The organism is Rhodococcus sp. WY5, assembly GCF_018588185.1.
GTDB classification, from domain to species: Bacteria; Actinomycetota; Actinomycetes; order Mycobacteriales; family Mycobacteriaceae; genus Rhodococcus_F; species Rhodococcus_F qingshengii.
The window spans coordinates 2,939,883-2,965,240 of record NZ_JAAMPR010000001.1 but is presented as its reverse complement, the minus strand read 5'-3'; the positions used below and the strand labels follow the sequence as shown (position 1 = coordinate 2,965,240).

Annotated in this window: 20 protein-coding genes; 7 read left to right on the top strand and 13 right to left on the bottom strand. The window is 60.4% G+C overall.

The window, feature by feature from the left end:
- Positions 1–10: 10 nt before the first annotated feature.
- The 6 genes from G4D79_RS13940 (at position 11) to G4D79_RS13915 (ending at position 7,445) form a co-directional block, all read left to right on the top strand.
- On the top strand, positions 11–1,417 hold the full coding sequence (locus tag G4D79_RS13940) for an O-antigen ligase (protein ID WP_223304407.1): 1,407 nt from the start codon (positions 11–13) through the stop codon (positions 1,415–1,417).
- The gene (locus G4D79_RS13935; RefSeq protein WP_054831908.1) at positions 1,345–2,367 is read left to right on the top strand and encodes a glycosyltransferase family 1 protein; all 1,023 of its coding nucleotides are present in this window, start codon (positions 1,345–1,347) and stop codon (positions 2,365–2,367) included. The genes G4D79_RS13940 and G4D79_RS13935 overlap by 73 nt, the downstream gene beginning before the upstream one ends.
- Positions 2,368–2,374: 7 nt before the next feature.
- Positions 2,375–3,964 carry a flippase gene (locus tag G4D79_RS13930; protein ID WP_099698006.1) on the top strand — a complete coding sequence of 530 codons (1,590 nt, stop codon included), beginning with the start codon at positions 2,375–2,377 and terminating at the stop codon, positions 3,962–3,964.
- Positions 3,961–5,049 (top strand): glycosyltransferase family 4 protein, encoded by a 1,089-nt coding sequence (locus G4D79_RS13925; RefSeq protein WP_235867847.1) that lies wholly within the window; start codon positions 3,961–3,963, stop codon positions 5,047–5,049. The genes G4D79_RS13930 and G4D79_RS13925 overlap by 4 nt, the downstream gene beginning before the upstream one ends.
- Positions 5,042–6,127 carry a beta-xylosidase gene (locus G4D79_RS13920; protein ID WP_054826095.1) on the top strand — a complete coding sequence of 362 codons (1,086 nt, stop codon included), beginning with the start codon at positions 5,042–5,044 and terminating at the stop codon, positions 6,125–6,127. Before G4D79_RS13925 ends, G4D79_RS13920 begins: the two co-directional genes overlap by 8 nt.
- 220 nt (positions 6,128–6,347) lie before the next feature.
- Positions 6,348–7,445: a cellulase family glycosylhydrolase gene (locus G4D79_RS13915; protein WP_180279614.1), complete on the top strand. Its 1,098-nt coding sequence runs from the start codon at positions 6,348–6,350 to the stop codon at positions 7,443–7,445.
- 15 nt (positions 7,446–7,460) lie between these two features.
- On the opposite strand, the gene G4D79_RS13910 is transcribed toward G4D79_RS13915, so the two are convergent.
- The gene (locus G4D79_RS13910) at positions 7,461–9,224 is read right to left on the bottom strand and encodes a hypothetical protein (RefSeq protein ID WP_143542676.1); all 1,764 of its coding nucleotides are present in this window, start codon (positions 9,222–9,224) and stop codon (positions 7,461–7,463) included.
- Between the two features lie 92 nt (positions 9,225–9,316).
- Complete coding sequence (locus G4D79_RS13905) at positions 9,317–10,096, bottom strand: N-acetyltransferase (RefSeq protein WP_143542675.1); 780 nt, start codon at positions 10,094–10,096, stop codon at positions 9,317–9,319.
- 53 nt (positions 10,097–10,149) lie between these two features.
- Here G4D79_RS13905 and G4D79_RS13900 point away from each other — a divergent pair, with 53 nt between their 5' ends.
- Entirely contained in the window at positions 10,150–10,671 is a 522-nt protein-coding gene (locus tag G4D79_RS13900; RefSeq protein ID WP_233272324.1) for a YdcF family protein, read from the top strand.
- A gap of 60 nt (positions 10,672–10,731) precedes the next feature.
- Here G4D79_RS13900 and G4D79_RS13895 read toward each other — a convergent pair whose 3' ends face one another.
- From G4D79_RS13895 to G4D79_RS13845, 11 genes are all read right to left on the bottom strand, one after another.
- On the bottom strand, positions 10,732–12,213 hold the full coding sequence (locus G4D79_RS13895) for a sugar transferase (RefSeq protein WP_099698002.1): 1,482 nt from the start codon (positions 12,211–12,213) through the stop codon (positions 10,732–10,734).
- A 319-nt stretch (positions 12,214–12,532) separates the two neighbouring features.
- The gene (locus G4D79_RS13890) at positions 12,533–13,369 is read right to left on the bottom strand and encodes a MazG family protein (RefSeq protein WP_047270346.1); all 837 of its coding nucleotides are present in this window, start codon (positions 13,367–13,369) and stop codon (positions 12,533–12,535) included.
- A 7-nt stretch (positions 13,370–13,376) separates the two neighbouring features.
- Entirely contained in the window at positions 13,377–17,003 is a 3,627-nt protein-coding gene (gene mfd / locus G4D79_RS13885) for a transcription-repair coupling factor (protein ID WP_099698014.1), read from the bottom strand.
- Between the two features lie 128 nt (positions 17,004–17,131).
- Positions 17,132–19,717, bottom strand: a complete 2,586-nt coding sequence (locus G4D79_RS13880; protein ID WP_099698001.1) for a glycosyl hydrolase — start codon at positions 19,715–19,717, stop codon at positions 17,132–17,134.
- Between the two features lie 2 nt (positions 19,718–19,719).
- Complete coding sequence (locus G4D79_RS13875; protein WP_081558197.1) at positions 19,720–20,706, bottom strand: DUF1839 family protein; 987 nt, start codon at positions 20,704–20,706, stop codon at positions 19,720–19,722.
- On the bottom strand, positions 20,706–21,662 hold the full coding sequence (locus G4D79_RS13870) for an amino acid--[acyl-carrier-protein] ligase (RefSeq protein WP_007728880.1): 957 nt from the start codon (positions 21,660–21,662) through the stop codon (positions 20,706–20,708). The genes G4D79_RS13875 and G4D79_RS13870 overlap by 1 nt, the downstream gene beginning before the upstream one ends.
- Positions 21,659–22,849 (bottom strand): acyl-CoA dehydrogenase family protein, encoded by a 1,191-nt coding sequence (locus G4D79_RS13865; RefSeq protein WP_003946288.1) that lies wholly within the window; start codon positions 22,847–22,849, stop codon positions 21,659–21,661. Before G4D79_RS13865 ends, G4D79_RS13870 begins: the two co-directional genes overlap by 4 nt.
- The gene (locus tag G4D79_RS13860) at positions 22,846–23,088 is read right to left on the bottom strand and encodes an acyl carrier protein (protein WP_003946296.1); all 243 of its coding nucleotides are present in this window, start codon (positions 23,086–23,088) and stop codon (positions 22,846–22,848) included. The genes G4D79_RS13865 and G4D79_RS13860 overlap by 4 nt, the downstream gene beginning before the upstream one ends.
- Complete coding sequence (locus G4D79_RS13855) at positions 23,081–23,527, bottom strand: holo-ACP synthase (protein WP_047270297.1); 447 nt, start codon at positions 23,525–23,527, stop codon at positions 23,081–23,083. Before G4D79_RS13855 ends, G4D79_RS13860 begins: the two co-directional genes overlap by 8 nt.
- 286 nt (positions 23,528–23,813) lie before the next feature.
- Positions 23,814–24,455, bottom strand: a complete 642-nt coding sequence (locus G4D79_RS13850) for a ScbR family autoregulator-binding transcription factor (RefSeq protein ID WP_003946317.1) — start codon at positions 24,453–24,455, stop codon at positions 23,814–23,816.
- 189 nt (positions 24,456–24,644) lie between these two features.
- Complete coding sequence (locus G4D79_RS13845) at positions 24,645–25,298, bottom strand: TetR/AcrR family transcriptional regulator (RefSeq protein WP_003946303.1); 654 nt, start codon at positions 25,296–25,298, stop codon at positions 24,645–24,647.
- Between the last annotated feature and the right edge of the window lie 60 nt (positions 25,299–25,358).

The window sequence follows — 25,358 nt, the reverse complement described above, 5'->3', positions numbered from 1 at the left end:
CACATCATTCATGTTTGTTGCTGCAATCTTCGCAGTACCCATCGTCGTTGCGATCTACCAGCGACCACAACGCGGCTTGCTGCTTGTTGCACTGTTCGCTCCGCTCCACGGTCTGTTGGCGATCATTCCCGGCGGGACATCGATGGCCGGTTGGAAGGAGGGGTTGCTCCTGCTCACGTTGGGATGCACCTTCGTCAGCCCCAATCGCCTTCGGGTAGTGCGCCCCTCGATGCCTTGGTGGCCGGCTGCCGCGGCCTGGGTAGCTTTCGGTTCCGCGTCAGCACTGCTTCTGTCCGGTATCGCCGGGGTGACATCGATAAAGATCACCTACTTCTACATCTTGATACCCGTCATTCTCTGGCGCGCACCGTTCTCGCGGGACGACCGAGATCATCTCGTGTCCGTCCTGATGGGTATGGGGATACTGACAGCAGTCATCGGACTCCTTCAGCAAGCAGTAGGGCCTGCATACCTGGTGGATCTCGGCTACAGCTACACCGAACAGATTCGAATCACCGGCTCGATCTTGCGAAGCTTCAGCACTTTCACCGGCCCGTTTGCGTTCGGTCTCTTCGTGATGCTGAGTTTGATCGTCGGTATTTCGGTCGCTCTCGCGGATCCGAAACGGCTGCGCAACATTATCTTTCTGGCCGCAACTCCGATCATGGTCGTAGGCATGGGAGTCTCGATTGTGCGGGCCAGCTACATCGGGTTGGCTGTCGGGCTTCTCTGGATTGCCGTATACAAGTATCGGTCTATCTTGATGTTGTTCGGCGCGGCTGCCGCTGCCGTTCCCTTTGTACTTCTGTTGGCACCACCATCAATCGTCAAACCACTGTTCTCGTCGTACAGTCTCGAAGAACGCGGTAGCGGATGGTCGTCGACAATCAGCTCGCTGTTCGTGCATCCACTCGGGCAAGGTCTGGGCGCAACAGGATCCGCGGCAGCAAAGGCGGCGGAAGCAGCGCAACCGATGCTCAACACGATGACGATCAAGGCCGCGACAACACTTGGGCTGATCCCCTATCAGCCCGACAACTACTACATGAAAGTCGCAGTCGAGCTCGGACCGATCGGCTTGTGGATTTTTGTCCTGGTCCTCATATCTTCCGGAGCGTCCGCGCTGAGGGCATCGCGTGTGCTTCCCGGCTCGGACGGCGCTTTGGCTCTCGGTGTCAGCGCCTCGATCGTCGCGGCCGCGGTCGCTTCTGTCGTCTCGACATATTTCGAGATATTTCCCCTCGACCTCTATTTTTGGCTACTGATTGGAACCGTGGGATGCGCACTGACTCAACACCACTCGGAGAAAGAAGCGATATCCGATCACGAATCACCCTCGGAGCCATGGCACTCCGACCTGGTGGGGGCGGCGTCCAAACCTATGCACGCGAACTACTCCGAGAACTCTCCCCACTGATCAGCGAATCGACGAACCTCAGCGCAACAGTGCAAATCGACGCTGTCGATGAGATTCCAACCGGCGTGCGCGCCGTGACGCGCCCTGTTGCCTCCGGAGCACACAGAGCCGCGTGGGCGATGGTGCCGGTCGCGGGCAGCGACTTGTTCCACAGCCTCGACGTCGACCTCCCGATCGGGCAAGGCGGCCTGAAGATCTCGACGTTTCACGACATGTCGGTATTCGACGTTCCGTGGGCCTTCAGTCGATATCGAGCAGCTGGCGAACGCCGACTCCTGTCCGCGGCGCTACGCAAGGCCGACGTCGTCATTGCAGTATCGGACTTCACCGCCGAACGAATACTCGCACGGAGCGGTCGGCATGCCGTTGTCACGCCGCTGGCACCCGCATCCTGGGCCACGATCCCCACCGAAGCTGCAGTGACCGAAGTTCGGCGGCGATTGAAACTACCGGAGCGATTCGTGCTGCAGGTCGGAACGATCGAACCTCGAAAAGATGTCGCTCTGGTCGCCGAAGCGTGCACGGAGTTGTCGATTCCTTTTCTGCTGGCGGGCTCCGGCTCGACGGGCCCCGACGCGCCCCGTTCCGCCCGAGGATTGGGTTACGTCGCGACAGAAGACCTTCCGGCACTCTATTCCGCCGCAACTGCTGTCGCTTACTCCTCCCACTACGAGGGGTTCGGTCTGCCGCCACTCGAAGCCATGGCGTGCGGCGCGGCAGTGGTTGCGAGTGCGGTCGGAGCACTGACCGAATTCGCCGACAACGCCGCCGTGCTTGTCCGCAAGCACGACAAGGCTTCCTGGTTGGCCGCTCTTCGCTCAGTCGTCCTGGACGACGATGTCAACACCGCACTCCGTAAATCTGCGCCACGTGTCGCGGCCCGATCGACGTGGACCCGAACAGCCGAATACACGGTTGACGCGTACCGCACTGCAGGGCTGAGCGTGTGAGTTGCTCATGACAAATCGCAATTCGACGGGCACCGAGCCCGTATCGCCGCGAGAGTTCGCCGAATTGCGCCAGGCCGCTATCGACAAGTTCGAGAAGGAACGTCGCGAGCGAGAGACGAAAATCCACGGGCCGGCCGCTCCGGATTTGACTGCGAACGATGCACGCCGAAGCACTGCGATCATGCTCGGAAGCCGGATCGCAGTGGCAGCGATGGGGTGGACCGGCTCGGTTCTGATCGCGCGTTCGATCAGCCCTGACGAATTCGGTAAGTTCTCCCTCATCTTCGGATTGCTCGGATTGTTGTCCGTCGTCACCGATCTCGGCGTCGGCCGAGTGGTGCTCGCGAAGTTGGTCGAGTGCAATCCGTGGGAAGTTTCGCTGGTCACCACCGCGTTCATATCCCTACGGGTCGCCCTTGGTCTTTTCGGATACATCGTCGCGGTGGGTTATGTCTGGATTCTCCGCTACCCCGCAGAAGTGGTCGAAGCAACGGCGGTCGCTGGTTTGGTCGTTGTCGTTGCAACTCCCAGCCATGCACTTTCCGTCATGTACCAGAGCCGCCTGCGCATGACGTATGTCGCGATCGCCGAGGGCGTCGGGCAACTCGCCCAGCTTGTCGCGACCATCGTCGCGGTTTTGTGGCAGCCGATCCTCCTCGTTCTCGTCATCCCTGCGGTTATCAACGAAGTGGTCGCGGCCGTCGTGAAAGTGCGCGGTGTCCGAAAGGGCGTCGCCGGGCCTAGGCCGTCGTCACGAGCGCAGTTTCGTAGGTGGCGGGAAATGCTGATCGAAGCAATCCCTTTGAGCATCGGCTTCGCTTTGGTCACGCTTCTGTCCAAAGTGGATGTGCTGCTCTTGGGCAAGCTCGATACTTTCGATTCGGTCGGCTTGTACACCATCGGGTACAAATTCGCGGACCTTCTGCAAATCGTCGCAATCACCGTAGTCACCCCGGTAACAACACTTCTCGTGTCCTATTGGCCCGACAGCGTGGCAGTGTTCCGCGAACGAAGCCGCGAAACATTCATCGTCCTGACAGTTCTCGGGAGCGCATCGATCGCCGCGTTCTGGCCTGCTGCCACCGGAGTGCTCACCTTTCTGTACGGAGAGCGGTTCGCAATTGCAGGGACCTCGACGCGACTGTTGGTGCTTGGCGCATGCTTCTCGATGCTCACCCAGTTGGGGTTGATGATCCTGGTTGCGAGCGGCCGTCATCGAATATATCCGTGGATTGCATTGGGCGGCTTACTCTTCAATATCGTGGTCAACATCGTGTTGATTCCTCGAATGTCATTCAACGGAGCGGCAGTTGCGACCGTATCGACCGAACTGCTTCTTTTCGTTGCAATTTGGGTTGTAGTGCGGCAAAGTCTGCCGGTTCACAGAATGTTTCCGATGCTCCCGCTCGGAGCGGCCGTCGCCCTCTGCGCGGTGGTCACAGTGGCAGGAACGATCTGCGTCGAAAGGTTGGGCGTGCCATGGCCAGTCGTTTCGGTTCTCGCTCCACTTGGGACAGTCGGAATCTATGCACTTGTATCGCTCGCGGGCGGGAAGTCGCCACTCGCAATGGTAAAACCCGACAGGGAAGTAAAATGACACGAACGATCATTTTCGTCAGCCACACTGGAGAGATCTCCGGCGCCGAACTGGTCATGCTCCAACTGATGCGTTTGGCACACGAGCAGGGTTTCACGGTAATGTTGGCTTGTCCGGAAGGGCCGCTGAGGGATCGCGCACGCGCGTCAGTCGACTTCGAAACGGTCACGCTACCAACCCTGTCGCTCAGAGGCGAAGGGGGTCTGGCACGCGTCCTGGCGATTCTCGAAGTTGCAAAGAATTGGCGAATTGCCGGGCGCATCATTGCGTCTCGGGCTCAGTCGGCCAGCTCGACCGTGATAGTCAACTCACTGTTCGCATTGCCGGTGATCAGGCTCGGCCGCGTACCGCAACGTGCAACGTGGCTTGTCCACGACACTCTCTCGAGCACAAAACAACGAATCGTCGTACGGATTGCAAAACCCGGGATCCGACGAGCAGTCGCCGTCTCCGGACCGACATCGCTTCCTGTTCTTTCGCTGGGAATTCCCACCTCGGTGTCACGACTTGGTGTTGTAGTTCCCCCTGAGGTAACGGAAGTTCGATCACCGGCACGCCGAGTTGTCGGAATCATCGGGTCACTGACGCCGTGGAAAGGCCACTTGGTGTTGATGGATGCCATCGCCCGCACAGTAGACGTCCAACTCGAAATCGCCGGACTTCCGTTCCCGGGCGATGAAATGTACGCACAAGTACTTCGTGAACGCGCACAGCAGCCGGATCTGGCGGGTCGCGTCACATTTCTCGGATATGTCGATTCACTGGCAACTATCAAAGGATGGGACATCGCGATTTCTGCGAGCACCTCTCCCGAAGCCGGCCCACTCGTGGCACTCGAAGCAATGAGCATCGGAGTGCCAGTCGTCGGAACCGATCTCGGCGGCACCAGCGAGCTGCTGGGGGACGGCGCCGGATCGCTCGTCGAGCCATCTGATTCAGTAGAACTCGCAGCCGAGATAACGAGACTGTTGGAGGACGGGAGTGCACGATCCGAATTGTCACGCATCGGCCGGCGGAAGGTAGAGGACCGATATGACATCCAGAAGAATCTTCCGGCTCTGCTGAAGGAGCTCATCGATGGCTAAGGCACGTCGAGTCGCCGCAGTCGCAGTGGTCTTGTTGATTGTCGGATTGGTAGTCCATTCTTCGATTACCGCAACCGGCGAACCTTGCGCAGTTCAACCTTCGTCAGACAATACTGGCATCGCACTTGGTTCCGGCTATACCGCAATGAGTGACGCCGAAATGGATCGAACGGTGGAAGCTATTCGATCATCGGGTTCGCACTGGGTCAGATTCGACATCGACTGGTCCGCCATCGAAAGTACCGAGGGCACCTTCGATTGGTCCGGAACCGATCGCCTCGTGGACATCGCGAAATCTTCCGGGCTCGAGATTCTCGGTCTCATCACCTACACGCCTGCCTGGGCAAGAGATCCGGCAGCGACGAGTCCTGACACGCATACCCGTCCGGCCGACCCGGACGCGTTCGGTAGGTTCGCGGCGCTTGCCGCTGCCCGCTACTCGAATTCCATTTCGTCATGGGAGATCTGGAACGAGCCCAATCTCCAAACATTCTTCAATCCGACGCCGGATCCTGAGTATTACTCGAAGCTGCTCGCCGCATCGAGCGTAGCAATCGAGGCAGTGCAACCGGGCGCAACAATTGTCTCCGGTGGCTTGTCCCCCGCAACTGACAACGGCGCTGACATAAGCCCCACGACGTTCCTCGCGAACATCTACGAATATGGAGCTGGACAACACTTCGACGTTGTCGGAATGCATCCGTACACCTACCCGGCACTGCCCTCGGACCCGTTGACTCGAAACTGGAACTCTTTCTATCGAATGCGGCTGATGCACGACACAATGGTTGCAAACGGCGACTCGACCAAATCTATTTGGGCGACCGAATTCGGGGCACCAACAGGAACTGGTCTCGACGCTGTGACCCCGTCGATGCAAGCCGAGATACTGCGTGACGGATTCAACGAAGCGCGTAGCCTCGGGTTCGTTCAGAAGGTCTTCGTTTACAGTCTCCAGGACCGCGGCTCCGATCCCGGTGATCGCGAACAAAACTTTGGCCTTCTGGATCTCGACTTCGAACCGAAGCCCGCAATGGCCGTGTTGCAAGATGCAAACGAAACTGGAGGATGCCTCTGAACTATTGATCATTTTCGACCACAGTCACCGAGAAAATCGGACAATACCAACCGGCGCATTTCGCAGTAGCACCCAACCGGACGGAAGTACTGCAGAACCGACTTCGAGACTGGTGCCAAGTGACCCAATTCATGCAATTCTTTGATTTGTCGGATTGGTCATCTAGTTCGGCTTCCAACTTGTCTGTCCCGCACCGGTTTCGAGTCACTGTGGAAAGAAGGTGGTCGGCGTGAGTCGACTTCGATTGTCCCTCGCCTGCGCCCTGTTGACTGTCGGGTCATTGAGCGCGTGTGCACCGAGTCCAGTTCCAACAACAACCCCAACCCCGAACTCGACGTGCAGTTCCGTTGGTTTAGGGATCGCCGCGGGCGCCCCACTCAACGGTCTCTCTCAGAATGATCTCGATGCAGAACTGACCGCAATGAAGAATGCCGGCGCGACCTGGCTCAGGTTCGACGTCGATTGGTCCGCCGTCGAATCAACCAAGGGCCAACAGAATTGGAGCGCAACGGACCGCGTCGTCGATCGAGCACGTCTCCAAGGATTGAGCGTCTTGGGAATCGTTACGTACACGCCGGCTTGGGCTCGCGTCGCCGGGGTCAACGATACCCACGGGTATCCATCCGATCCGGCCGCGTTTGCCAAGTTTGCACAACAAGCAGCACAACGGTACTCGAACAGAATCAGCACTTGGGAGATTTGGAACGAACCGAACCTGACACAATTCTTCCGCCCCAAGCCGAATGTGAACACATACACTGCACTCCTGAAAGCCGCATCTGAAAGTATCCGTGCGGTACAACCGGGTGCAAAGATTCTCAACGGCGGTTTGGCACCGGCCGTCGACAACGGATCCGACATCTCACCGGTCACATATCTCAAGGGTATGTACGCGGCAGGAGCAAAGTCTTCATTCGATGTCTTTTCGATCCATCCGTACAGTTGGCCTGCGCTACCTTCGGATTCGTCCACCCAGAATTGGAACACTTTCTACAGGATCCGACTGATGCGAGAATCGATGGTGCAGAACGGGGACAGCGGAAAGAAAGTCTGGGCAACCGAATTCGGAGCTCCGACAGGTACAGGCCCGACCGCCGTCAGCCCGCAATTACAGGCCAACATCATCTCGGATGGATTCGCGCAAGCAAAGGTGCTCGGTTACATCGAGCGCATTTTCATCTACAGCATGCGTGATCGCGGAACCAACACTTCGGATATCGAACAGAACTTCGGTCTGGTCACGATCAATTACACTCCGAAACCCGCACTCGCAGCGGTGAAACAGGCAGTTGGAGGGTGCAGCACACCCAAGATCTAGTGAAAGCCCGGTCCTTCAGGATTCCGACTGTCCGTCTGCTGAATCCGAACGTATAAGGCTCACGCGAGTTCTTTGCCTCCTCTTTCGAATTTCCGCTATATCTTTGGAGGTCAACATAATTCGTTCGGTCGAGGCTTCGGAGTCGATGCCGTCGGCTTCCCCGGACGCCTTGACACCAGTTGCATCATTGCTGGTCGACTCCGCTCCGGAAATCTCCACTGCGGACGCCTCGACTCCGGCGCCCTCGACATCAACAGCCTGCACGATCTGCGGCTCTTCGATCTCGACCCCTGCGCTCGGCTTGGGCGTAGCCTTCGGCAGGTTCTTCTTCGCAATACTGACCGTTTTCGCATCCACCAGGCTGGCGCGATCCCTCCTCGAATCCAGGGCGGAAGTATCCATTCCGTACGGCACGGCAACGGAAGGCTCGTTCAGCCGCGGCGCACCGGACTTCACCCAGGCGCTGTCGGACGGGGCCTGTGAGTTCGTGGCCGAGTTGGTCGGCTCGGCCGCCAGTTTCACTGAACTTGCGGGCCTGCGTCTGCGACGCAGCACCGCGAGGGTAAGTACGTCGAGGAGAGGCTCGGGAGCAGACGGACCCACGAGTACCAGTGTTCGCGCAACATCGACTTCGGCCAAAGCCCTGAGGCATTCGACGATCTCCCGTTGGTTGGCGTGCTGTGCGGAGACAACAACCAGGGCAAACCCGGTTCCATTGGAGTCAAATCGGCGCCACCAGTCCGACTTCAGCGAATATCGGGAGACCCCGGATCGCACGTGCGCAGGAACATCCCATGATGTGGAGGGGACGCCGTCACCCGAAAGCACCAGGACATGATCACCGAGACTTGCACGCTGGCATATCGTCAGCGCGAGGTTCGGCGGAAACTCAGCGGCTTCGGAGTGCTGCAGGAGTAGTGAGGCTCCGTATTTCCGGGCCGTTCGACGTGCCCACGCGTCGGTCACTCGCGAACTGAATCGACCCCGGCAGGCAGAGAGGATTTCGGCAGCGAGAATGAGGACCACCAAGAACGCAACCGCCGACTCGACGAGTGGCTTCGGCGCAACCGGCAGACCCGTTCCCGCGGGGGCGGAAAGCAACTGCAGTCGGTCGGAACCGGATACGGTCGATCTCAACTGGCGCAACTGCTCCAGCCTCGCGTCGAGATCCGCCTTGATAGTCGGATCGTCGGCGGGCGTCTCGTATTCGTCCAAGCTTTCTCGCCGCGCTGCGTCCAAGTCCCCGTTCAATCGAGCGATGTCGTCGGTGAGAACTCGGGTACGACGATCCAGCGTGTCTGCATTGCGTCGCGCCTGCGCGTCGCTCAAGGTGGCGACGACTATTCGTGCCAGCGCGTCCGCGTCAGCCTGACTGAAGGCAGTCGCCTTGACGAATACCAATGCCGGAGAAGTACCCGGCGTCACCGAGATGTGGCTCGAGACATCCGCTGTCGTCCACCCGTTATTCAACTGGTCGTGGATGGCGGCAACCACATCGCTATCGGTGGCCAGTGCGACATAGGGGGCAACCAACTGGCCGAGGTTCGCGTCCGTCACGACGATCTGAGAGGCAGACTGAACCTCCGCGACGATGTCGGATTGATACACCGGTGTCGCGCTTCCCCGCACAGCGTAGACAATCCCACCGACGAGCAATGCGATGACAAGAGCGGGGAAGAACACTCTTGCAAGGTTTCGTGCATGCCTCACCAGGTCGAAAGTGGGCGGAACGCCGAGTTCGCGACGTATCACCGCATCCCTGGTACTCGAATCTGCCATCTTGAGTACCCCCGATTGGATCGCGCGTTGAAGCGTAGCTGAGAGAAACCAAAAGTTTGCCGAACGCACACAAACATACCTGACGGCTGATGTCAGCTACCAAGTAGCCATCGCGGTCGCGACCACATCTGCCAGTACTCGACGATTTCGGCTCCGCTCGCGTCGTACAGAGCATTGCCGGCAGCGCTGGCGAGACCACACACGGCGCCGTCGCCGACAGCCTCGAATGCGGCTGCCGACACTTGCCGAAGGACCCGTAACCCATGTCCGCGCCGCTGTCCTTGCGCCCTGGTTCCGGCCGCCCACACAGTGCTGATGGGCTTACCGAACGACAGCATCGCTGCGGTCTGCAGCGTGTCGAGTTCGAACAGGCCGACGACTGAACGCTCACTTGGTCGGTCGGGGGCCGCCTCCTGATACACCAGAGTCGCAGATTCGCGATCGATACCGAAAACATCCTCCGCAAGTTGTCGTGCTGAACGCAGGTCGCCATCTTCCAGGATCCGCACCGCGGCATCCGGCGCTGACGGAGAATTCGGTAGCGCGCGCAGCGAACTCGAACCTACGCACACCCACCCTGCATCCGCGAGGGCGGTCGCGGCATCCAGACCCGCCCCGGCGAGCATGACAACGGTGCGCAGTCGCTCTGCGAGCACTCGTTCCACAACGGCGACCGTGTTTTTCCGCACATCACCCCCATGGACCAATGCAAGGTTGTAGCTGGGATCGGGTGCACCCGTGAGAGCGATCCACCAACCGTCGTCGGCGAGATACACACCGGTCTCAGGTACGAGTCCAGACATGTTCTGCCCATAGGCATCCCGTAAGGCGGTCAACCCCGCCACCGTCCGAAGTGGTTGCCATCCGGTCATCGTCGTCTCCTGAGTCCAGGTATTGTGGGGCCATCAAACAGATCAAATCGGCCTTGAAGATTGCGGGCATACCTCTATCACTCCTCGCCCTTGGTGCGGCAACGGGTTGGCCCGTCTTCGTCTCACCCAAGATCGATGCACCACGAAGTGCTGACGCTATCGTTGTCCTCGGCGGAGCACACGACGGACGCGAGGAGGTCGGAATCCAACTGATGAAAGACGGTTACGCACCACGCCTGATCTTCTCGAATCCTTACGGCGACAACGACAAGAAGATGCGGTCGATCTGCGAGGGTACGTTCGACTTCCCTGTCGACTGTTTCGTCCCGTCACCGTCCACCACCGAGGGCGAGGGGTTCGAAATCGAGAGAATGGCTAATGCCAACGGATGGAAGACTGTCATCGTCGTGACGTTCGTTCCTCATATCTCGCGGGCGCGGCACATCATTTCGCAGTGTTATCAAGGAGAACTGGTCATGGTCGCAAGCCGTCCGGAACTCTCGATCGGGACGTGGGCATTCAACTACGTTTACCAAACTGCCGGCTACGTCAAGAATCTGTTCTCGCATTGTTGAGCTCGACAGCTGACAGGAGGGTGCCCGGCGCGGATATCCGCGCCGGCACCAACCGCGTAGTCAGTACGCTCCGTCGCTTTTCGCGACCGCTGAGACGGTACGAGTAATGATCGAAAGATTTTGCAGGATAGACCAATTCTCCACGTAGGAAGAGTCGAGACGAACAGATTCTTCCCAGGAGAGATCACTGCGACCACTTACCTGCCAGAGACCGGTGATGCCAGGCTTGACCAGCAGGCGCCGGGCAACCTCGTCGTCGTACATCTCGACCTCGCGACGCAATGGCGGCCGCGGGCCGACAACGCTCATCTCTCCGCGAATGACGTTGAAGAACTGCGGTAGCTCGTCGATACTCAATCGACGAAGGATCTTGCCGACGGACGTGATTCGTGGATCCTCACGCATCTTGAACAACACACCTCCGGCGCCTTCGTTGTCCCCCATCAGATCGACAACCTGCTGATCGGCGCCTTCCACCATGGTACGAAACTTGAACATGGGGAACGGTTTCCCGTTGAGGCCGATGCGTTCCGCCTTGTAGAACACCGGGCCTTTCGACGTGAACTTGACTGCAGCGGCAGCGGCGAGCATGACCGGCGCCACGAGGAGGATCATCAGCATCGAGAACACCGCGTCGAAAACAGCGGGCGCAAGCCGGTTCGCGCCCTGGTAGCGCGGCCGCGCAACGTGAATCAACGGGAGTCCCGCCGCAGGGCGAAACATCAAGCGAGCCTTCGACACATCGGCCACGACCGGTGAAACCACCATGTCGACGCCCTCGGCTTCGAGGTCCCACATCAGTTTGCGAATGCCCACCTGTCCGAGGTCTTCGGTCCCGGTTACGATGACGGTGTCTGCGCCGCTTGCGCGCATCGCCTCGACTACCTCGAACTCGTTGCCCATTACCGGGACTGCTGCTCCGTCGACAACGATGTGATCGTCCAACGCGGTCGCCCGACGCGGAATGCACGCTCCCACAACGTCGTAGCCTGCCGAGGAGTCCCGCACGAAGGCTCGCGTAGTGGCAACGACGGACGCGTGTCCACCGACCAACAGCACCGAGTTACGGCAATCCCCGATCGCACGCTTCTTTCGAATGTCGCGTCGCCAGAGGTAGCGTCCGAGAAGCAGCGCAGCGAGTCCGACGGGCAGTGCGATCATGAGGTAGCTTCGCGCAATTTCCACGCCCAGAATGATCCCGGCCAATGCGCCTACTCCGAAGACCTGGCCGGTAGCGAGCAGTACCTTCTCGTACTCGTCACTGCCCTCGCCCAGCATCGCCTGATGACGGCTACGCCCCCGTGCGAGGGCGATCATCCACAGTCCGCCCAACGCTGCAGACGCGATCACTTTAAGTGGTGTCAGCCACTCGATGGGATGCGGCCACATACTGCCGATCTGAGCGAGTGCGATCACGAACAGGACCGTGATCGAATCGCTCACTGCGATCCGCTTCCGGTATGCCCGGCGCCAGTCTGTTCCGACATGAGCGGAATCCTGCGATACCGCCGACCGGCTCTCCACCTCAGCATGAACGCTCATTTGCCATCAGTCTTTCTTGTCATACGAACGGCGTCAGCGGATCGAACGGCTTGGGGGATCGCTGATCGGTAGCCACCGCGAGCGTCCAGGTACGGCAACACCCCGCCGGTTGCCGTACCTCGCTGCTCGCAGTGCAGAAATGAACCGTCATCGGACCCCCCTACATAACCGCCGATCAAAGGCCAATTCATGCAAGAAAACGACCCAGTGTTGCTCATTTCGTACGTAAACATACCTTAGGTTTGTTTCAACTGCACTCACCAAGCCCAAGCTATTTTCCGATTGCCAGGTGATTACCGGGCAATTACGTCAAAGTGGGCTAATCCTCCACGTCTTCGAGACGTCTTCCCTCACGAATCCGAATGTCGGCGATCAGCATGTCCAGGGCGCCCAGGAGTGCAGTGTCGGCGCGTCGGCACTGCTCGATCAGAGCTTCCAGATCAGCTTCATCGGCGCTTTCGATCACACCAGCTTTGGCGGCCCTGCTCAATACTTTTTCGGCGAGGAGCAACGGCGGCTGCGACCGAGCGATGCCGTCCATGGATGACGCGCGAGCCTTCTCGGCAGCCTTCAAAGCGTCCCACGCCCGCTCTTGCTCAGCGATGTCGACCGCCCCGGAACTGACCAGGTGCGGGCTGCGGTGCACGAGTTTCGCGATCAATGCACCGGCCACGTCGTCCAATTCGAAAACACCGTGTGCTTGAGCGATCCGCGAGTGGAACAACACCTGAAGCAACAGGTCTCCGAGTTCCTCCCGAAGATCGCTCTCGTCGTCGCTTCGAATCGCGTCGAGTACCTCGTAGGTCTCCTCGACGAGGTAAACGGAGAGGCTCTCGTGCGTCTGGGTCGACTCCCAACCGCCGCGATTCCACAACCGGTTCATGATCGACGCCGCTTCCACAAGCCGATCGCCGTGAATGGGTTCGGCGCGAATCATCTTTACACCAGCGGCAGACAACGCCTCGGTCTTCGGCTCGGCGGTGTCCATCATCACAGTCACCGCGGCGCCGGGTGTCGTGGCCGGCAGTGCGCCGCGTACCGAGTCGGGAACGTCCGGGTCGATATCGATCGCGCCGGACAAGAACGGGAGCGCCTCCAGCGGAAAGACATGCGGCCGCAAAGGATCGAGCAGTACGACGACGGGCGATTCGTTCACCGTGTGCTCACGCCTCGACCAGGACGGCACCGGCGGCGCGCCCGTCTATCGCCAGGATGAAGTCCGCGATGTACTGGAGCAACTCGACGTCCCGCAGGCGACCCGAGCCGACTCCGCCGGTGCGAGGCAGCGGGAGTTGCACGAGCCCGGTCGTTGCCCGGTACTGCGCGCTCGGATAGATCCTCTTGAGCCTGATCTGTTTGGAATCGGGCAGTGACATAGGCGAGATCTTGAGCTGAGTTCCGGTGACGGCGACTTCCTCCAGTTGATACTCGCGGCAGAGCAGTCGAAGCTTGGCCACCGAGATCAGCCGTCGAACCTCTTCGGGCAGTGGGCCGTAGCGATCGACCAGTTCTTCGACTACGGCAGCGATGCCGTCGGAATCAGTTGCCGCAGCGAGCTTGCGGTACCCCTCCAACCTGAGCCTGTCACTGGTGACGTAGTCGGGCGGGATGTGCGCGTCCACCGGTAGGTCGATCCGGACTTCCTTCGTGCCCTCGTCCATTGTGATCGGTTTGCCGTCGGCTGCAGCCCGGAAGGCTTCGACCGCCTCACCGACCAGCCTGACGTACAGATCGAACCCGACCCCCGCGACGTGGCCGGACTGCTCTGCGCCCAGAACGTTTCCGGCTCCACGGATTTCGAGGTCCTTCATCGCGACGGCCATACCCGCGCCGAGGTCCGAATTCTGCGAAATCGTTGCCAGTCGGTCGTATGCCGTTTCCGTCAAAGGCTTTTCGGCCGGGTACAGGAAATAGGCGTATCCACGTTCACGACTACGCCCGACGCGTCCGCGAAGCTGATGCAACTGCGAGAGGCCCAGCGAATCCGCACGTTCGACGATCAGTGTGTTCGCGTTCGAGATGTCCAGACCGGTTTCGATGATCGTGGTACAGACCAACACGTCGAAGTCGCGTTCCCAGAATCCTTGCACGGTCTTTTCGAGAGTGTCCTCGTTCATCTGACCGTGCGCGACGACGACGCGAGCCTCCGGGACGAGTTCACGGATCTTCTTGGCTGCCTTGTCGATCGAGCTGACACGGTTGTGTACGTAGAAGACCTGGCCGTCGCGCAGAAGTTCACGCCGGATGGCCGCGGCAACCTGCTTGTCCGCATACGCGCCGACGTACGTGAGGATCGGATGACGTTCTTCCGGCGGTGTGAGGATCGTGGACATTTCGCGGATCCCGGCCATGCTCATCTCGAGAGTACGAGGAATCGGGGTAGCCGACATCGTCAGGACGTCGACGTGGGTGCGTAGCGCCTTGATGTGTTCCTTGTGCTCGACTCCGAATCGCTGTTCCTCGTCGACGATCACAAGCCCGAGGTCCTTCCAGCGAATACCGGTCTGCAGCAACCTGTGAGTACCGACGACGATGTCGATCTCACCTTCCGCCATGCCTGCGATGATTTCCTTCGAGTCCTTGGCGTCGGTGAACCGGGACAGCCCTCGCACCTTTACCGGGAACGACGCCATTCGTTCAGTGAAGGTCTGAAGATGTTGCTGTGCAAGCAGAGTCGTCGGCACCAGCACCGCCACCTGCTTGCCGTCCTGCACTGCCTTGAACGCGGCGCGAACGGCGATCTCCGTCTTGCCGTACCCGACGTCACCGATCACCACCCGGTCCATCGGAACCGGCTTCTCCATGTCGGCCTTGACCTCACTGATGACGGTCAACTGGTCGATCGTCTCGGTGAAAGCGAATGCGTCTTCGAGTTCCTTCTGCCACGGTGTGTCCGGGCCGAACGCATGCCCGGGAGCAGCCTGACGCGCTGCGTAGAGCTGAACCAGCTCGCCCGCGATCTCACGAACTGCCTTGCGGGCCTTACGCTTGGTGTTTGCCCAGTCGGATCCACCGAGCTTGCTCAGCGCCGGCAACTCCCCACCGACGTATCGGGAGAGTTGATCGAGCGATTCCATCGGGACGAACAGACGATCGCCCGGGTGACCGCGCTTGCTCGGCGCGTATTCGATGACCAGGTATTCACGACGCGCCCCACCGATAGTGCGTTCGACCATTTCGACGAACCGGCCGATACCGTGCTGATCATGCACGACCATGTCCCCTGCCGACAGCGCGAGGGGATCAACCTGATTGCGGCGCTTGGCCGGCAAGCGCTTTCCGTCGCCGACCGCAGCAACGCGGTTGCCGGTCAGATCGGACTCGGTGACGATCACCATCCCAGGCGTCGAGTCGTCGCCGGCGAGTACCAGTCCGTCATGCAGTGATCCGCGGAGCACCGCGACCTGTCCACGGGCGGGGGTGGCGCCGGCATCGAGCATCTTGGCGGGCACTTCGGCTTCACCGAGTCGCTCCACGACGCGGCTTGCGGTTCCGGCACCTGCCACCACGATCGCCGCGCGACCGCCCGTGCTCACGTGCGCCCGAAGGCTGACGAACAGCTCGGCCAACAGGTCGTCGGAACCGCGCACCTGCGGTGCCGCATGCACCGGGAGTTCGAGTTCTTCACCGTTTCCCGACGCCAGCGGGCTGACTGTCCACCAGGGTCGGCCGGCAGCTTCGGCAGATTCGCGAACATGACGAAGCGACCGGTACGCGGAGGCACCGAGATCGACTCCTCCGCCGTTGAGGATCGACGTGTCGAGCGGTGCAGCGCCGCCGATCGACGCCGCCGTCCACGATGCTTCCAAGAATTCCTGGCCGGTGCGCACCAGGTCGGTGGCGCGGGTGCGCACCTTTTCCGGATCACACAGAAGAATGTGCGCCCCTTCAGGAAGTACATCGGAAAGTAGCTGCAGTTCACCGGGTTTGAGAACCGGGAGCAGAGCTTCCATCCCCTCGACGGGGATACCTGCCGAGATCTTGTCCAGCATCTCGACCAACGACGCGTCAGCCTGGTTCTCAGCAGCGAGTGCGGCAGCTCGATCACGAACATCAGCTGTCAAAATCAGTTCACGACACGGCGGCGCGATCACGGAATCGACGTCGACGTCCGCTAGCGAACGCTGATCGGCAACTGAGAAGTAGCGAAGCTCCGATACCTCGTCACCCCAGAATTCGATACGGACCGGATGATCCGCCGTCGGCGAGAACAGGTCGAGAATGCCACCACGGACCGCGAACTCACCACGCTTTCCCACCATGTCGACGCGGCTGTACGCCATCTCCACCAGACGAACCAGAACGGAATCGAAATCGATCTCGGTGCCGACGCGCAACGTGATCGGTTCTATCTCGCCCAGGCCTGGCGCCATCGGCTGAACGAGAGAGCGCACCGTGGTGACGATCACCCGAAGTGGCGATCCGTACGAGGCGTCGTCTGGTCTGGCGAGTCTGCGCAGTACCTCCACCCGTCGCCCAACGGTATCCGCGCTCGGCGACAGTCGCTCGTGCGGCAATGTTTCCCACGACGGGAACTGCGCCACGCCTCCACCGAGCATCTCGGTGAGTTCCGAAGTGAGATCGTCGGCTTCACGACCGGTGGCCGTCACCAGCAGCACCGGCGTGCGAGCGGCGAGTGCAGCGGCGATGAACGGTCGAGCCGGCTTCGGAGCCACGATGTCCAAGGCGGCCGAGCCGATGGATTCGATCACCGGAGTGAACGCGGCATCTGCGAGGGCGACCTCGGCGAGTCCAGCGAGCGCAGTCTGGGCAGAGGACAAGGAAGTCAACGAACGCGCTCCTGAACAGTGATGACGGGTTGCGGACGCACAGCCCGAGCGCAATATCCCCACCGAGGCAGAGTTGTGCGCCGGTTCGATTCTATCGGTGTGCGATCTCGCAGCGCAGTCCGATCCGTTCAGTTTCCCGTAGCACTCGTCTTCTTCGACGTCCGCTTGGACGGCGAGGATTGTGTGACCGGAGTGATCGGCGGCGCCACGGCCGCACTCACGTATGAGTTGAGCGCCCGAACGCGACCGATCACCTTCGTCGCCTGACCGGTTCTCCGTAGGCGTACAGTCCTGCGACCGTTCGGCGCGAGGTGGAACCAGGAGTCTTCGGGCTCGAAGCCCTGCAGTTCGAGGGCAACGTATTGGGCGGAAGCATCCGTCGAGACGTCGACTACCCACTCTTCGTCACCGACGTTGCGCGCTGTGGCAACAAGTCCGACCGATCGCTCGCGAGGCCGCGCCGAGCCACCCAGGAGGTGGACCACTTCGTCCACCATCTCGCCGTCTTCGTCTTCGAGTGTGACGGTGACGGCGTCGTATGTCCGCGCCCCGAACCGAAAGACGTGAGTGAGGTCGGTGAAACGGCCGACAAGGCTGTTCACGGACCAGGTCAGACTTGAATGCGCTTCCACCTTGACCGGTAGCGCGACGTCGACCGGGACGACACCTGACCGACTGTGCGCTCGAAACCTGATCTCGCCGACGACAGGTTCGGCGGTCTCGTTGATCGCGTCGAGCCTCAATCCGTCCATACCGTCGTCCGTGACGAGGAGCGCGATCGGTTTGGCGCTCCTACGGAGCACGAACCACGGAGCTTTGGGGCTGCCGCTCCAATCGAGGACCCCCCATCCCGGTCCGGGCTCCAGGTCTCGCAGTGCGAGTGTCAAGGCGCCGTCGCACCGAGAGTCCGGGCGACGCCAGTATCCGAGCGTCGATGCGAACGCCTCACATACAGCTGCTCGCCCCAGGTCGAGATAGCGTTCCGGGTCGGACCACCGGACTTCACGAGCGTCTTCGCCGAAAAGCGCGTGGACGTAGTGGTCCCGAACATCCTCGAAATCCCACGACGATCCGTTGTCCCGAGGCACCGCGGCTTTCCATGCCGGGTGGTGCCCCGCGACGGCGAGTGAACCGAATTCGTTCTCGATCACCGCATTCGACGGTGGAATCGAAAATGCCAATGATTCGGTCGCAAAACGTACTCGCGCGCTGAGCACGTCGGCCAGTGGACGACGATAGGCACCCACCCCGAAGTAGTGAGCGACCCCGCTTCCGACATGCGTTGCCAATTGCTCGCCCCCGCGAGGCGCCGAGGGGGACGAAGTCACGTACTCGAGTTCGGGTGCCACCGTCGAGATCAACTCCGGCAGTCTCGAATGAATGAGCGGGATGTGTTGATCGACCAAGCCCAGCATGGTCGGCTGCTGTTCGGTCTCGCTGCCGCCGCAGAAGACTGCCAAAGCGGGATTTCCGCGCACTCTGTGCAAGAACTCGGTGACCTCGGAGGCAACGAGTTCGAAGAATTCGTCGGTGTCGGGCGGATCGAGCGTCGCCAACATCATGTCCTGCCACACGAGAATGCCCAGACGCGCGCATTCCTCCCAGAAGTGGTCGCTCTCGTAGACCATCGTCCCCGGGATTCGAATCATGTTCAGGCCCGCCTCTGCCAGGCGTTCCAAGACACGAGTGGTGCCGGCGTCGCCTTGAAGCGAGATCGGGTCGGTCGGCACCCACACCGAACCACGGCAGTACACCCGGATGCCGTTGACATACAAACGGAATCCACCATCGGATCTGTCGACCTCCACCGTCCGGAAGCCAACTGAACCGAGATGCTCGGAGACTCCGAGCGCTTCCATCGTCACCCGATAAGTGCGCGGGGTGCCATGAGTGTGCGGCCACCACAACTGCGCGTCCGGCACTTCGACGACGCCGGACACCTCGAGAAATCCATCCGGTCCGGCGGATACAGCCAATTGCCGCGAGTGTTCGCCGACGCGCACGGTCACGTACTCCAGCGAGGCCGGCAATCCGGTGAGCCGAGCACTGACGGCAACGCGACCGGTTGTGACGTCAATACTCGCATGCTTGACAGCAGAGACTGCGGCGGCAATCCCCTTGTCCAACAAGCGGATACCCCGCCACGGACCCACCGGTACCGGTACACCACTGAACACGGGAGCCATACCGAGCATCGTGGTTCGGATCCACCGAAGACCCTGTTCACGGACCATCGACGAGCGCCAACGCCCTCGGGGACGCCTCGATCTCAAAATCGCGGAGAGAGAATGAAAATGAACAGCCACCTGGACACGTTTACCAGCTCCGACTCCGGCCGGAATGATCACTTCCCCAGGTGTGAACATGGATTCAGTGGACGCGACACGGACACCGCCGATCCAGACATCCGCAAACGCCGTCATACCGTCGAACTGGAGCAGCCACGACCCCTCACCGGTCGTGGCCACGGTAGTCACGAACCACCAGTCCGACGATGAAACGGACGATTCTGAAACAGACGACGACGAAACGGACTTCGTGCGTCCGGCGTCCGTCTGCTCCGCACGTAACGCACCGACGACTGTTCCAGGCACGGACGCTGCGACCCACTCGGTCACACCTTCGAGGGCATCCGGGTCGGATATGGATCCGGGTTCGGTTGCAGCGCATCGCCATATCGCGCCGGCCAGCAGGTCTGCTGACGAACGAGGCACTGTCAGACCAACCTCAAGTGTCGATGCGAGTCGACGCCGACTGTGTCGGCAACGATTTCCATCGCCCTCTTCCACGACACGGCCATCTCGTCGAGTTGCTCACGCGGGTCCACCGCGCGGCCCCTGGATGCACGCGCCATCTGAAACTGCACGCTCTTGGCACCGGATGCCACTTTGCGGAAATCTGGCGCAGCTTCGCCTGTCCCGGAGAAACCTGCAGTGTCCAAGAACTCGCTGGCGTCGGCAGCCAGCTCCGCGCTGGCCCCGCACTGACGAAGTAGCCCGAAGGACCAGAGGTGAAACGCATCCATACCCGCCCCCTGCACCCATTCGAGGTCTTCGATCACCTTGCGTCCCAGCTCTCGCACGGGATTACCCACCGCTCGAACCGCTACATTCCGCCGAGCCACTTCGGCGATGTTTCCGGCGTTGGTCGCGTGAACCGGATTCAACCTGATCTGTTCGACATAGGGCACGAACGAAGGAAGTGAGGAACGATCGAGATCGAAGACGCCGGAGAAATCGTCGCCTCGCAGCAAGTAGTACCCGCTGTTGTGAAAGTACTCGAGCTCGCCGGCAACGCGATCGATCCGATTGGGCACGATCGTGGTCTTGGTGTGCCCCTCGTGATAACTCGTTCCAAGAGTGTCGGGAAGCCAGTATCCGTCCACTTCAACCGTCGACAGCATCCCAACCGCGAGGTTGTCCTCGACATGGATCAGCGGTGCCCGCCAGACGTTCATCTCGGCGACTTCGATTCCGTACAGCGCGTAGATGTCCTCGGCCTTGAGCTTGAGGAACGTCCACTGAGTCCCGTCGAACCGCGATGAGAAGGCACATGCCAATGCCGGGACGGGGTCCAACCCCAGCGAATGCAACACTTCGATCCACAGATCCGTGTAGCAGTTGGTCTGCGCCCACACGCGGTCGTCCTGGTGCAACGAATGGGGCCGGTAGCGATCAGGTGAAATGTCGATCAGCCGTGACATCAGATGCCCATTCGTTCACGAACGGAGGTTGGCCATGCAGCCACGTCAAGACCATGAGTCCGCAACAAGGACAACGCGATTCGCTCCATCCCGAATCCGACGCACGAGCTGTGTGCCACCTCCCCCTCCGCCGTTCGGATGTCGAAGTTGACACCGAAATGGTCGAGATGGTTGTTCGAGGACACGATCGCCGTGCCCTCGTCGAGATCTCCGTAGAGCCGAACCGTCAGTTCCGTCTTGAGATTCTCTTCACGCTGGTTGGCTGCAAGCATCTTTCCGGCGCGCCCGAAGAAAGGATCATTGGCGATCACCGGGGTAGCGTCGAGTTCGAGCCGGCCGAGCACCTCGAGCCCCCGCTCGATCCAATGCTCGCGATGCGCTCGCGCTGCCGCGGCGTCACCGATCGTCACGAACTCGTGCATCCGAAACGCTTGCATGCGAGCCGGATCGATCGCCGGTTCGTGCCGGAAGCAAAAACCGTAGATGTCCAGCAGCACTCCGCCTTCGGGGAGAACTCCGGTATACCGCGCATAGGCAGGATGGCACGCTGCGGACACGAGCATGGTCTCGGTCGGCTCGAGGTGGCGGTCCCACGATTGTCCCTCGGCGCGATCGGCCAGCAGTCGCGCGTGATCGCGATTGGAACCGGCGAAGGTGTTGATGGCGCCGGTGAGGTTGGGAAACGAAGCGATGTAGTCGGTGCGCTCGAAACTGCTCCGCGGGAACACCGGCGGGAACCGCAGCCGAGTCGCGGCGTCGCCTGGCCCCGCTGCAATCACCACTCGGTCGATACCGTCGACGATGTCCTCGAACACGCCGGAACGCCCGTAGAGTCCCGGCACCTCCGTCTCGACGAGAAGTCCTTCGACGAGCAGTTCACGTTGAAATGCAGCCCGGGCCCGATCCAGATCGGTCTCGCCTGTCACAGTCTCGGTCGTCACAGTCTCGTTCGTCATAGCGTTCCCCGGTATCCGATAGCCATGTGCGCTGAACCTGCCATGATTCGATCGTTGTTCACCATCACCGCTGCGCCGTGCGCGTCACGAAGGTGCCGACCGAGCGAAAATTCGGTGTCCTCGCGATATCCCGAGATTCCACAGATCAACATTGTCTGCCCCACGATTTCCACCACCGCTGTCGACGCTGTGACTTTCAGGTTGTTCATCGCGAGCGAAAATCCCACCGCTCCCGTCGCCTCGAAATCGGCAACGCCTTCCTCCGCGTGGACTGCGCGGTCGTACCTGCGCGCAGAGGCACCGACGAGATCGGCGAATTGTTGTGCCGAAGCGGCAACTTCGGCGAGCCGCAGCGCTCCGGGGGAAGTGACCCCGGGCTGCTTGCGGGCGGCGGCACGCACGTACTTGCGCGCCTTCTCGACTGCAGCGTCGGCAATTCCCAACCACACCGAACTCCAGACGACGTGCGAGACCGGAAGCATCGTGTGGGTGGAGATATCGGAATACGGTACGCCGGCGACCATCTCCGGCGTCGAGGTGGCCCGAAGGATGTAACCGAGACTGCAAGTTCCCCTCAGCCCCAGCGTGTTCCACTCGGTGGTGCGTTCGAGCGTCAGGTCTGGGGTACGACACACCACGAGAACCTGATCGTTCGGCTGACTCTCCGGTGTTCGCCGAGCCGTCACGACTATCGCGTCGGAGTGTTCACCGTACGAAATGACAGGCGCGTTCTTGATCAACAGCAGGTGACCGCCCAAGTCTTCCACCGCGCAGTAACTCCGGCTGACGTCACCACCGATTCCCAGCTCAGTGGTTGCCGATGCCAACAGCAATTGCTTGTCGACCGTTTCTTCGACAAACTCGCGTAGTGCTTCGGTGTTGCCGTGCTTGACCAACGAGTATATCTGCGTCTGATGCATCGCGAAAATCATTCCGCTTGCTGCACAGCGTGTTCCGATCACACGGGCGATCTGCGACACTTCCTGCAGCGAGAGCCCTTCGCCGCCTAGTTCCCTCGGCACAGCTACGGACAGCAGCCGTTCGCTTCGCATGGCGTCGACAGCTTCACGCGGAAACCTTGCTTCTGCATCGACTTCGTCGGCCCACACCGCTGCAACTTCGTCGGCCAACCGTGCGGCCCGCTCGAGGGCCGTTCCGGTGGAGCACTGCGATTGCGGAGCGTTCATGCAGCACCCAACTCCGTCAACGCACCCTCGATCGCCTTGACGCTTGCGAAAGTACTCTTCCGCAACAACTCGTCAGGGAACTCGATGTCGAACGAATCCTCCAGCGCCAACATGACATTCACGCTCGCGTGCGACGTCAAACCCAACTCGTAAAGATCGGCCTCTCCGTCGATCGTGCTCACGTCGACTGCCAGCCGACCGTGCTCGACGAGCACTTTCCGAATTGCCTGATCAATCATCAGCGATGTCGTCCTTCTTTTCGATGCGAGCGCCCGAGCGTGTTGCGATCACCATTGCGATGGCCACGTCCGCTTCGTGCGAGATAGATACTTGAAAATCGTGCAGATCCTGGGTCCGCGCGAGTTCCGCGGCATTACCGGACAGCGTCACCCCACAGCCACCCCACTCGGCCCGAGTGATTTCGATGGAACTCCACGGAACGGGAACGTCACCAGGCCGCAGTACCTTCACCACAGCCTCTTTGGCGGCGAAACGTGCAGCCAATCGTTGATCCCGCGCCGGCCCGGCGCAGGTCTGCAATTCGTGCGGGGTGAAGGTCCGATCGAGATACCTCCGCCCGAAGAGTTCGATACTTCGAGTGACATCCACGACGTTCACTACGTCACAGCCGATCCGCGGGCCGATGTCGAGCATCGGCGTCGGCGCAGTGTCACCCATCTGTTGACTCCCCATCTGGGGTCGTACACGCCGGGCAGCCCCCTATGCTGCCCGGTGCGCCGACGCCGTCACCCTGCCCTGACAAACCTTCATTCTCAGCAATTCTTCAGCTACCGATAGAACATACCGCAATCCGAAGATTGACGGCAAGATCGGACTTCCAGATTCCCATCAACACTATAAACATACTCTTAGTTTGTTTCGAATGCAGAACAAAGAGAACAATGTCCCTACCAGGACATTTGCAGCAAATTGACCAAAGGAGCAGTGCGGAGAGCCAGTGATTTCAGTGATCACTGGCAAGGCGACGGGCCGCGAATTGCCTGAAGTACTCCACTTTCGATTCCGGGACCACGATCGGAAGTATCAGGTTCCACGATGCCTTCATGGAGTCCGAAAGCTCACGAACGGTCCCGGTCGCGGCTGCCATCAGCCGAACTCCCGACGCAACTTCCAACAGGAAACGAGCAATGTCAGCAGAATCCGCGTCCGAACGCAGATCACCTTCGTCGGCCGCACGGCTGGCAAGTTCACGGTAAATGTCGAGCCACACGTCCAGAGTCGCCGGCCCGGAGCCCCGATAGTCCCCGATCTCGACCAACAAGCGGAACGTAGCTCTAACCATGGCGTCATGCGCACCGATGTCGACGATGACCGACGAAATACCGATCAGTGACTCGAGCGCGGGAGTTCGACGGTCCAACCAGAGCTCACATTTTGCGTCGAAACGTGCCGAACCCTCGTCGATCACTGCCCGCGCGAGTTCTTCCTTGGACCCGAAATGAAAGTACAGGGCGCCTTTGGTCACCTGCGACTCGGCGATGATCTCGCTCAAGCTGGCATTGGCATAGCCCAGGCGCAAGAACACACCCGCTGCTCCGCGCAGCACCGAATCACGGGTGGCTTCTGCCCGCTCTTGCCTCACCATCGATCCGGCCTCCAATCACCACACATCGAACGAATTCTTGGTCTTACCCGTTCACAGCGTCAAAATGGATGGCACGGTTCGGCATTCAACCCACCCTGCAAACAAATGAGACATTTGCCCATCAAACGATCGTGATACAGCGAACACAGCTTAGACCGCGATCCATCTCTGCGCGGCAGGCGCGCCTGGTTAACCCTCCAATTGTGGATCGGCTTCCAGATTCGTCAGCCCATTCCAACACAAATTCACGAGGTGAGCGGCGACAACTTCCTTCGACGGAGTCCGTTCGTCGAGCCACCAAGTAGCCGTAGTGGACACCATGCCGACAAGCGCCTGTGCGTACATCGTTGCTAGTCCGGGGTCGAAACCGCGTCTGGAGAAGTCCCCCGCCAACAGGTAGCCCACCTGACTGATCGCGTCGTTGAGGAGGCTCGAATATGTCCCACTGGGCGCGACAACGGACGAATCGCGCACGAGTATCCGAAATCCGTCGGTGTGCTCTTCCACGTAGGTGAGCAAAGCCAACGCAACCCGCTCGACTCGAACTCTCGAGCGATTTTGTGAGAGCGAAGACGTGATCATCTCGAGGAGTCGCGACATCTCCCGGTCCACTACGACGGCGTACAGCCCCTCCTTGCCGCCGAAGTGCTCGTACACGACAGGCTTGGACACGTTCGCGCGCTGGGCGATCTCCTCGATCGAGGTCGCTTCGTATCCCCGTTCGGCGAACAATGCCCGCCCGATCTCGATCAGCTGTTGCCGACGTTGGGTACCGGTCATCCGGATCCGTGTCACTCGTTCGGGAACTGGATCCCCGCCACCCGAACCGGACACCGTCGCCATTGTCTTCCTCTCGCCGACACACAAATCACTGCTGTGGACGCTCAGCCTATCGGGACTTCG

What these genes read in the sequence shown, in the direction of transcription:
- G4D79_RS13940 (WP_223304407.1), top strand. Translation starts at nt 11, where the DNA reads ATGTTTGTTGCTGCAATCTTCGCAGTACCCATCGTCGTTGCGATCTAC.
- G4D79_RS13935 (WP_054831908.1), top strand. Translation starts at nt 1,345, where the DNA reads ATGGCACTCCGACCTGGTGGGGGCGGCGTCCAAACCTATGCACGCGAA.
- G4D79_RS13930 (WP_099698006.1), top strand. Translation starts at nt 2,375, where the DNA reads ATGACAAATCGCAATTCGACGGGCACCGAGCCCGTATCGCCGCGAGAG.
- G4D79_RS13925 (WP_235867847.1), top strand. Translation starts at nt 3,961, where the DNA reads ATGACACGAACGATCATTTTCGTCAGCCACACTGGAGAGATCTCCGGC.
- G4D79_RS13920 (WP_054826095.1), top strand. Translation starts at nt 5,042, where the DNA reads ATGGCTAAGGCACGTCGAGTCGCCGCAGTCGCAGTGGTCTTGTTGATT.
- G4D79_RS13910 (WP_143542676.1), bottom strand. Translation starts at nt 9,224, where the DNA reads ATGGCAGATTCGAGTACCAGGGATGCGGTGATACGTCGCGAACTCGGC.
- G4D79_RS13905 (WP_143542675.1), bottom strand. Translation starts at nt 10,096, where the DNA reads ATGACCGGATGGCAACCACTTCGGACGGTGGCGGGGTTGACCGCCTTA.
- G4D79_RS13895 (WP_099698002.1), bottom strand. Translation starts at nt 12,213, where the DNA reads ATGAGCGTTCATGCTGAGGTGGAGAGCCGGTCGGCGGTATCGCAGGAT.
- G4D79_RS13875 (WP_081558197.1), bottom strand. Translation starts at nt 20,706, where the DNA reads ATGTCACGGCTGATCGACATTTCACCTGATCGCTACCGGCCCCATTCG.
- G4D79_RS13870 (WP_007728880.1), bottom strand. Translation starts at nt 21,662, where the DNA reads ATGACGAACGAGACTGTGACGACCGAGACTGTGACAGGCGAGACCGAT.
- G4D79_RS13865 (WP_003946288.1), bottom strand. Translation starts at nt 22,849, where the DNA reads ATGAACGCTCCGCAATCGCAGTGCTCCACCGGAACGGCCCTCGAGCGG.
- G4D79_RS13860 (WP_003946296.1), bottom strand. Translation starts at nt 23,088, where the DNA reads ATGATTGATCAGGCAATTCGGAAAGTGCTCGTCGAGCACGGTCGGCTG.
- G4D79_RS13855 (WP_047270297.1), bottom strand. Translation starts at nt 23,527, where the DNA reads ATGGGTGACACTGCGCCGACGCCGATGCTCGACATCGGCCCGCGGATC.
- G4D79_RS13850 (WP_003946317.1), bottom strand. Translation starts at nt 24,455, where the DNA reads ATGGTGAGGCAAGAGCGGGCAGAAGCCACCCGTGATTCGGTGCTGCGC.
- G4D79_RS13845 (WP_003946303.1), bottom strand. Translation starts at nt 25,298, where the DNA reads ATGGCGACGGTGTCCGGTTCGGGTGGCGGGGATCCAGTTCCCGAACGA.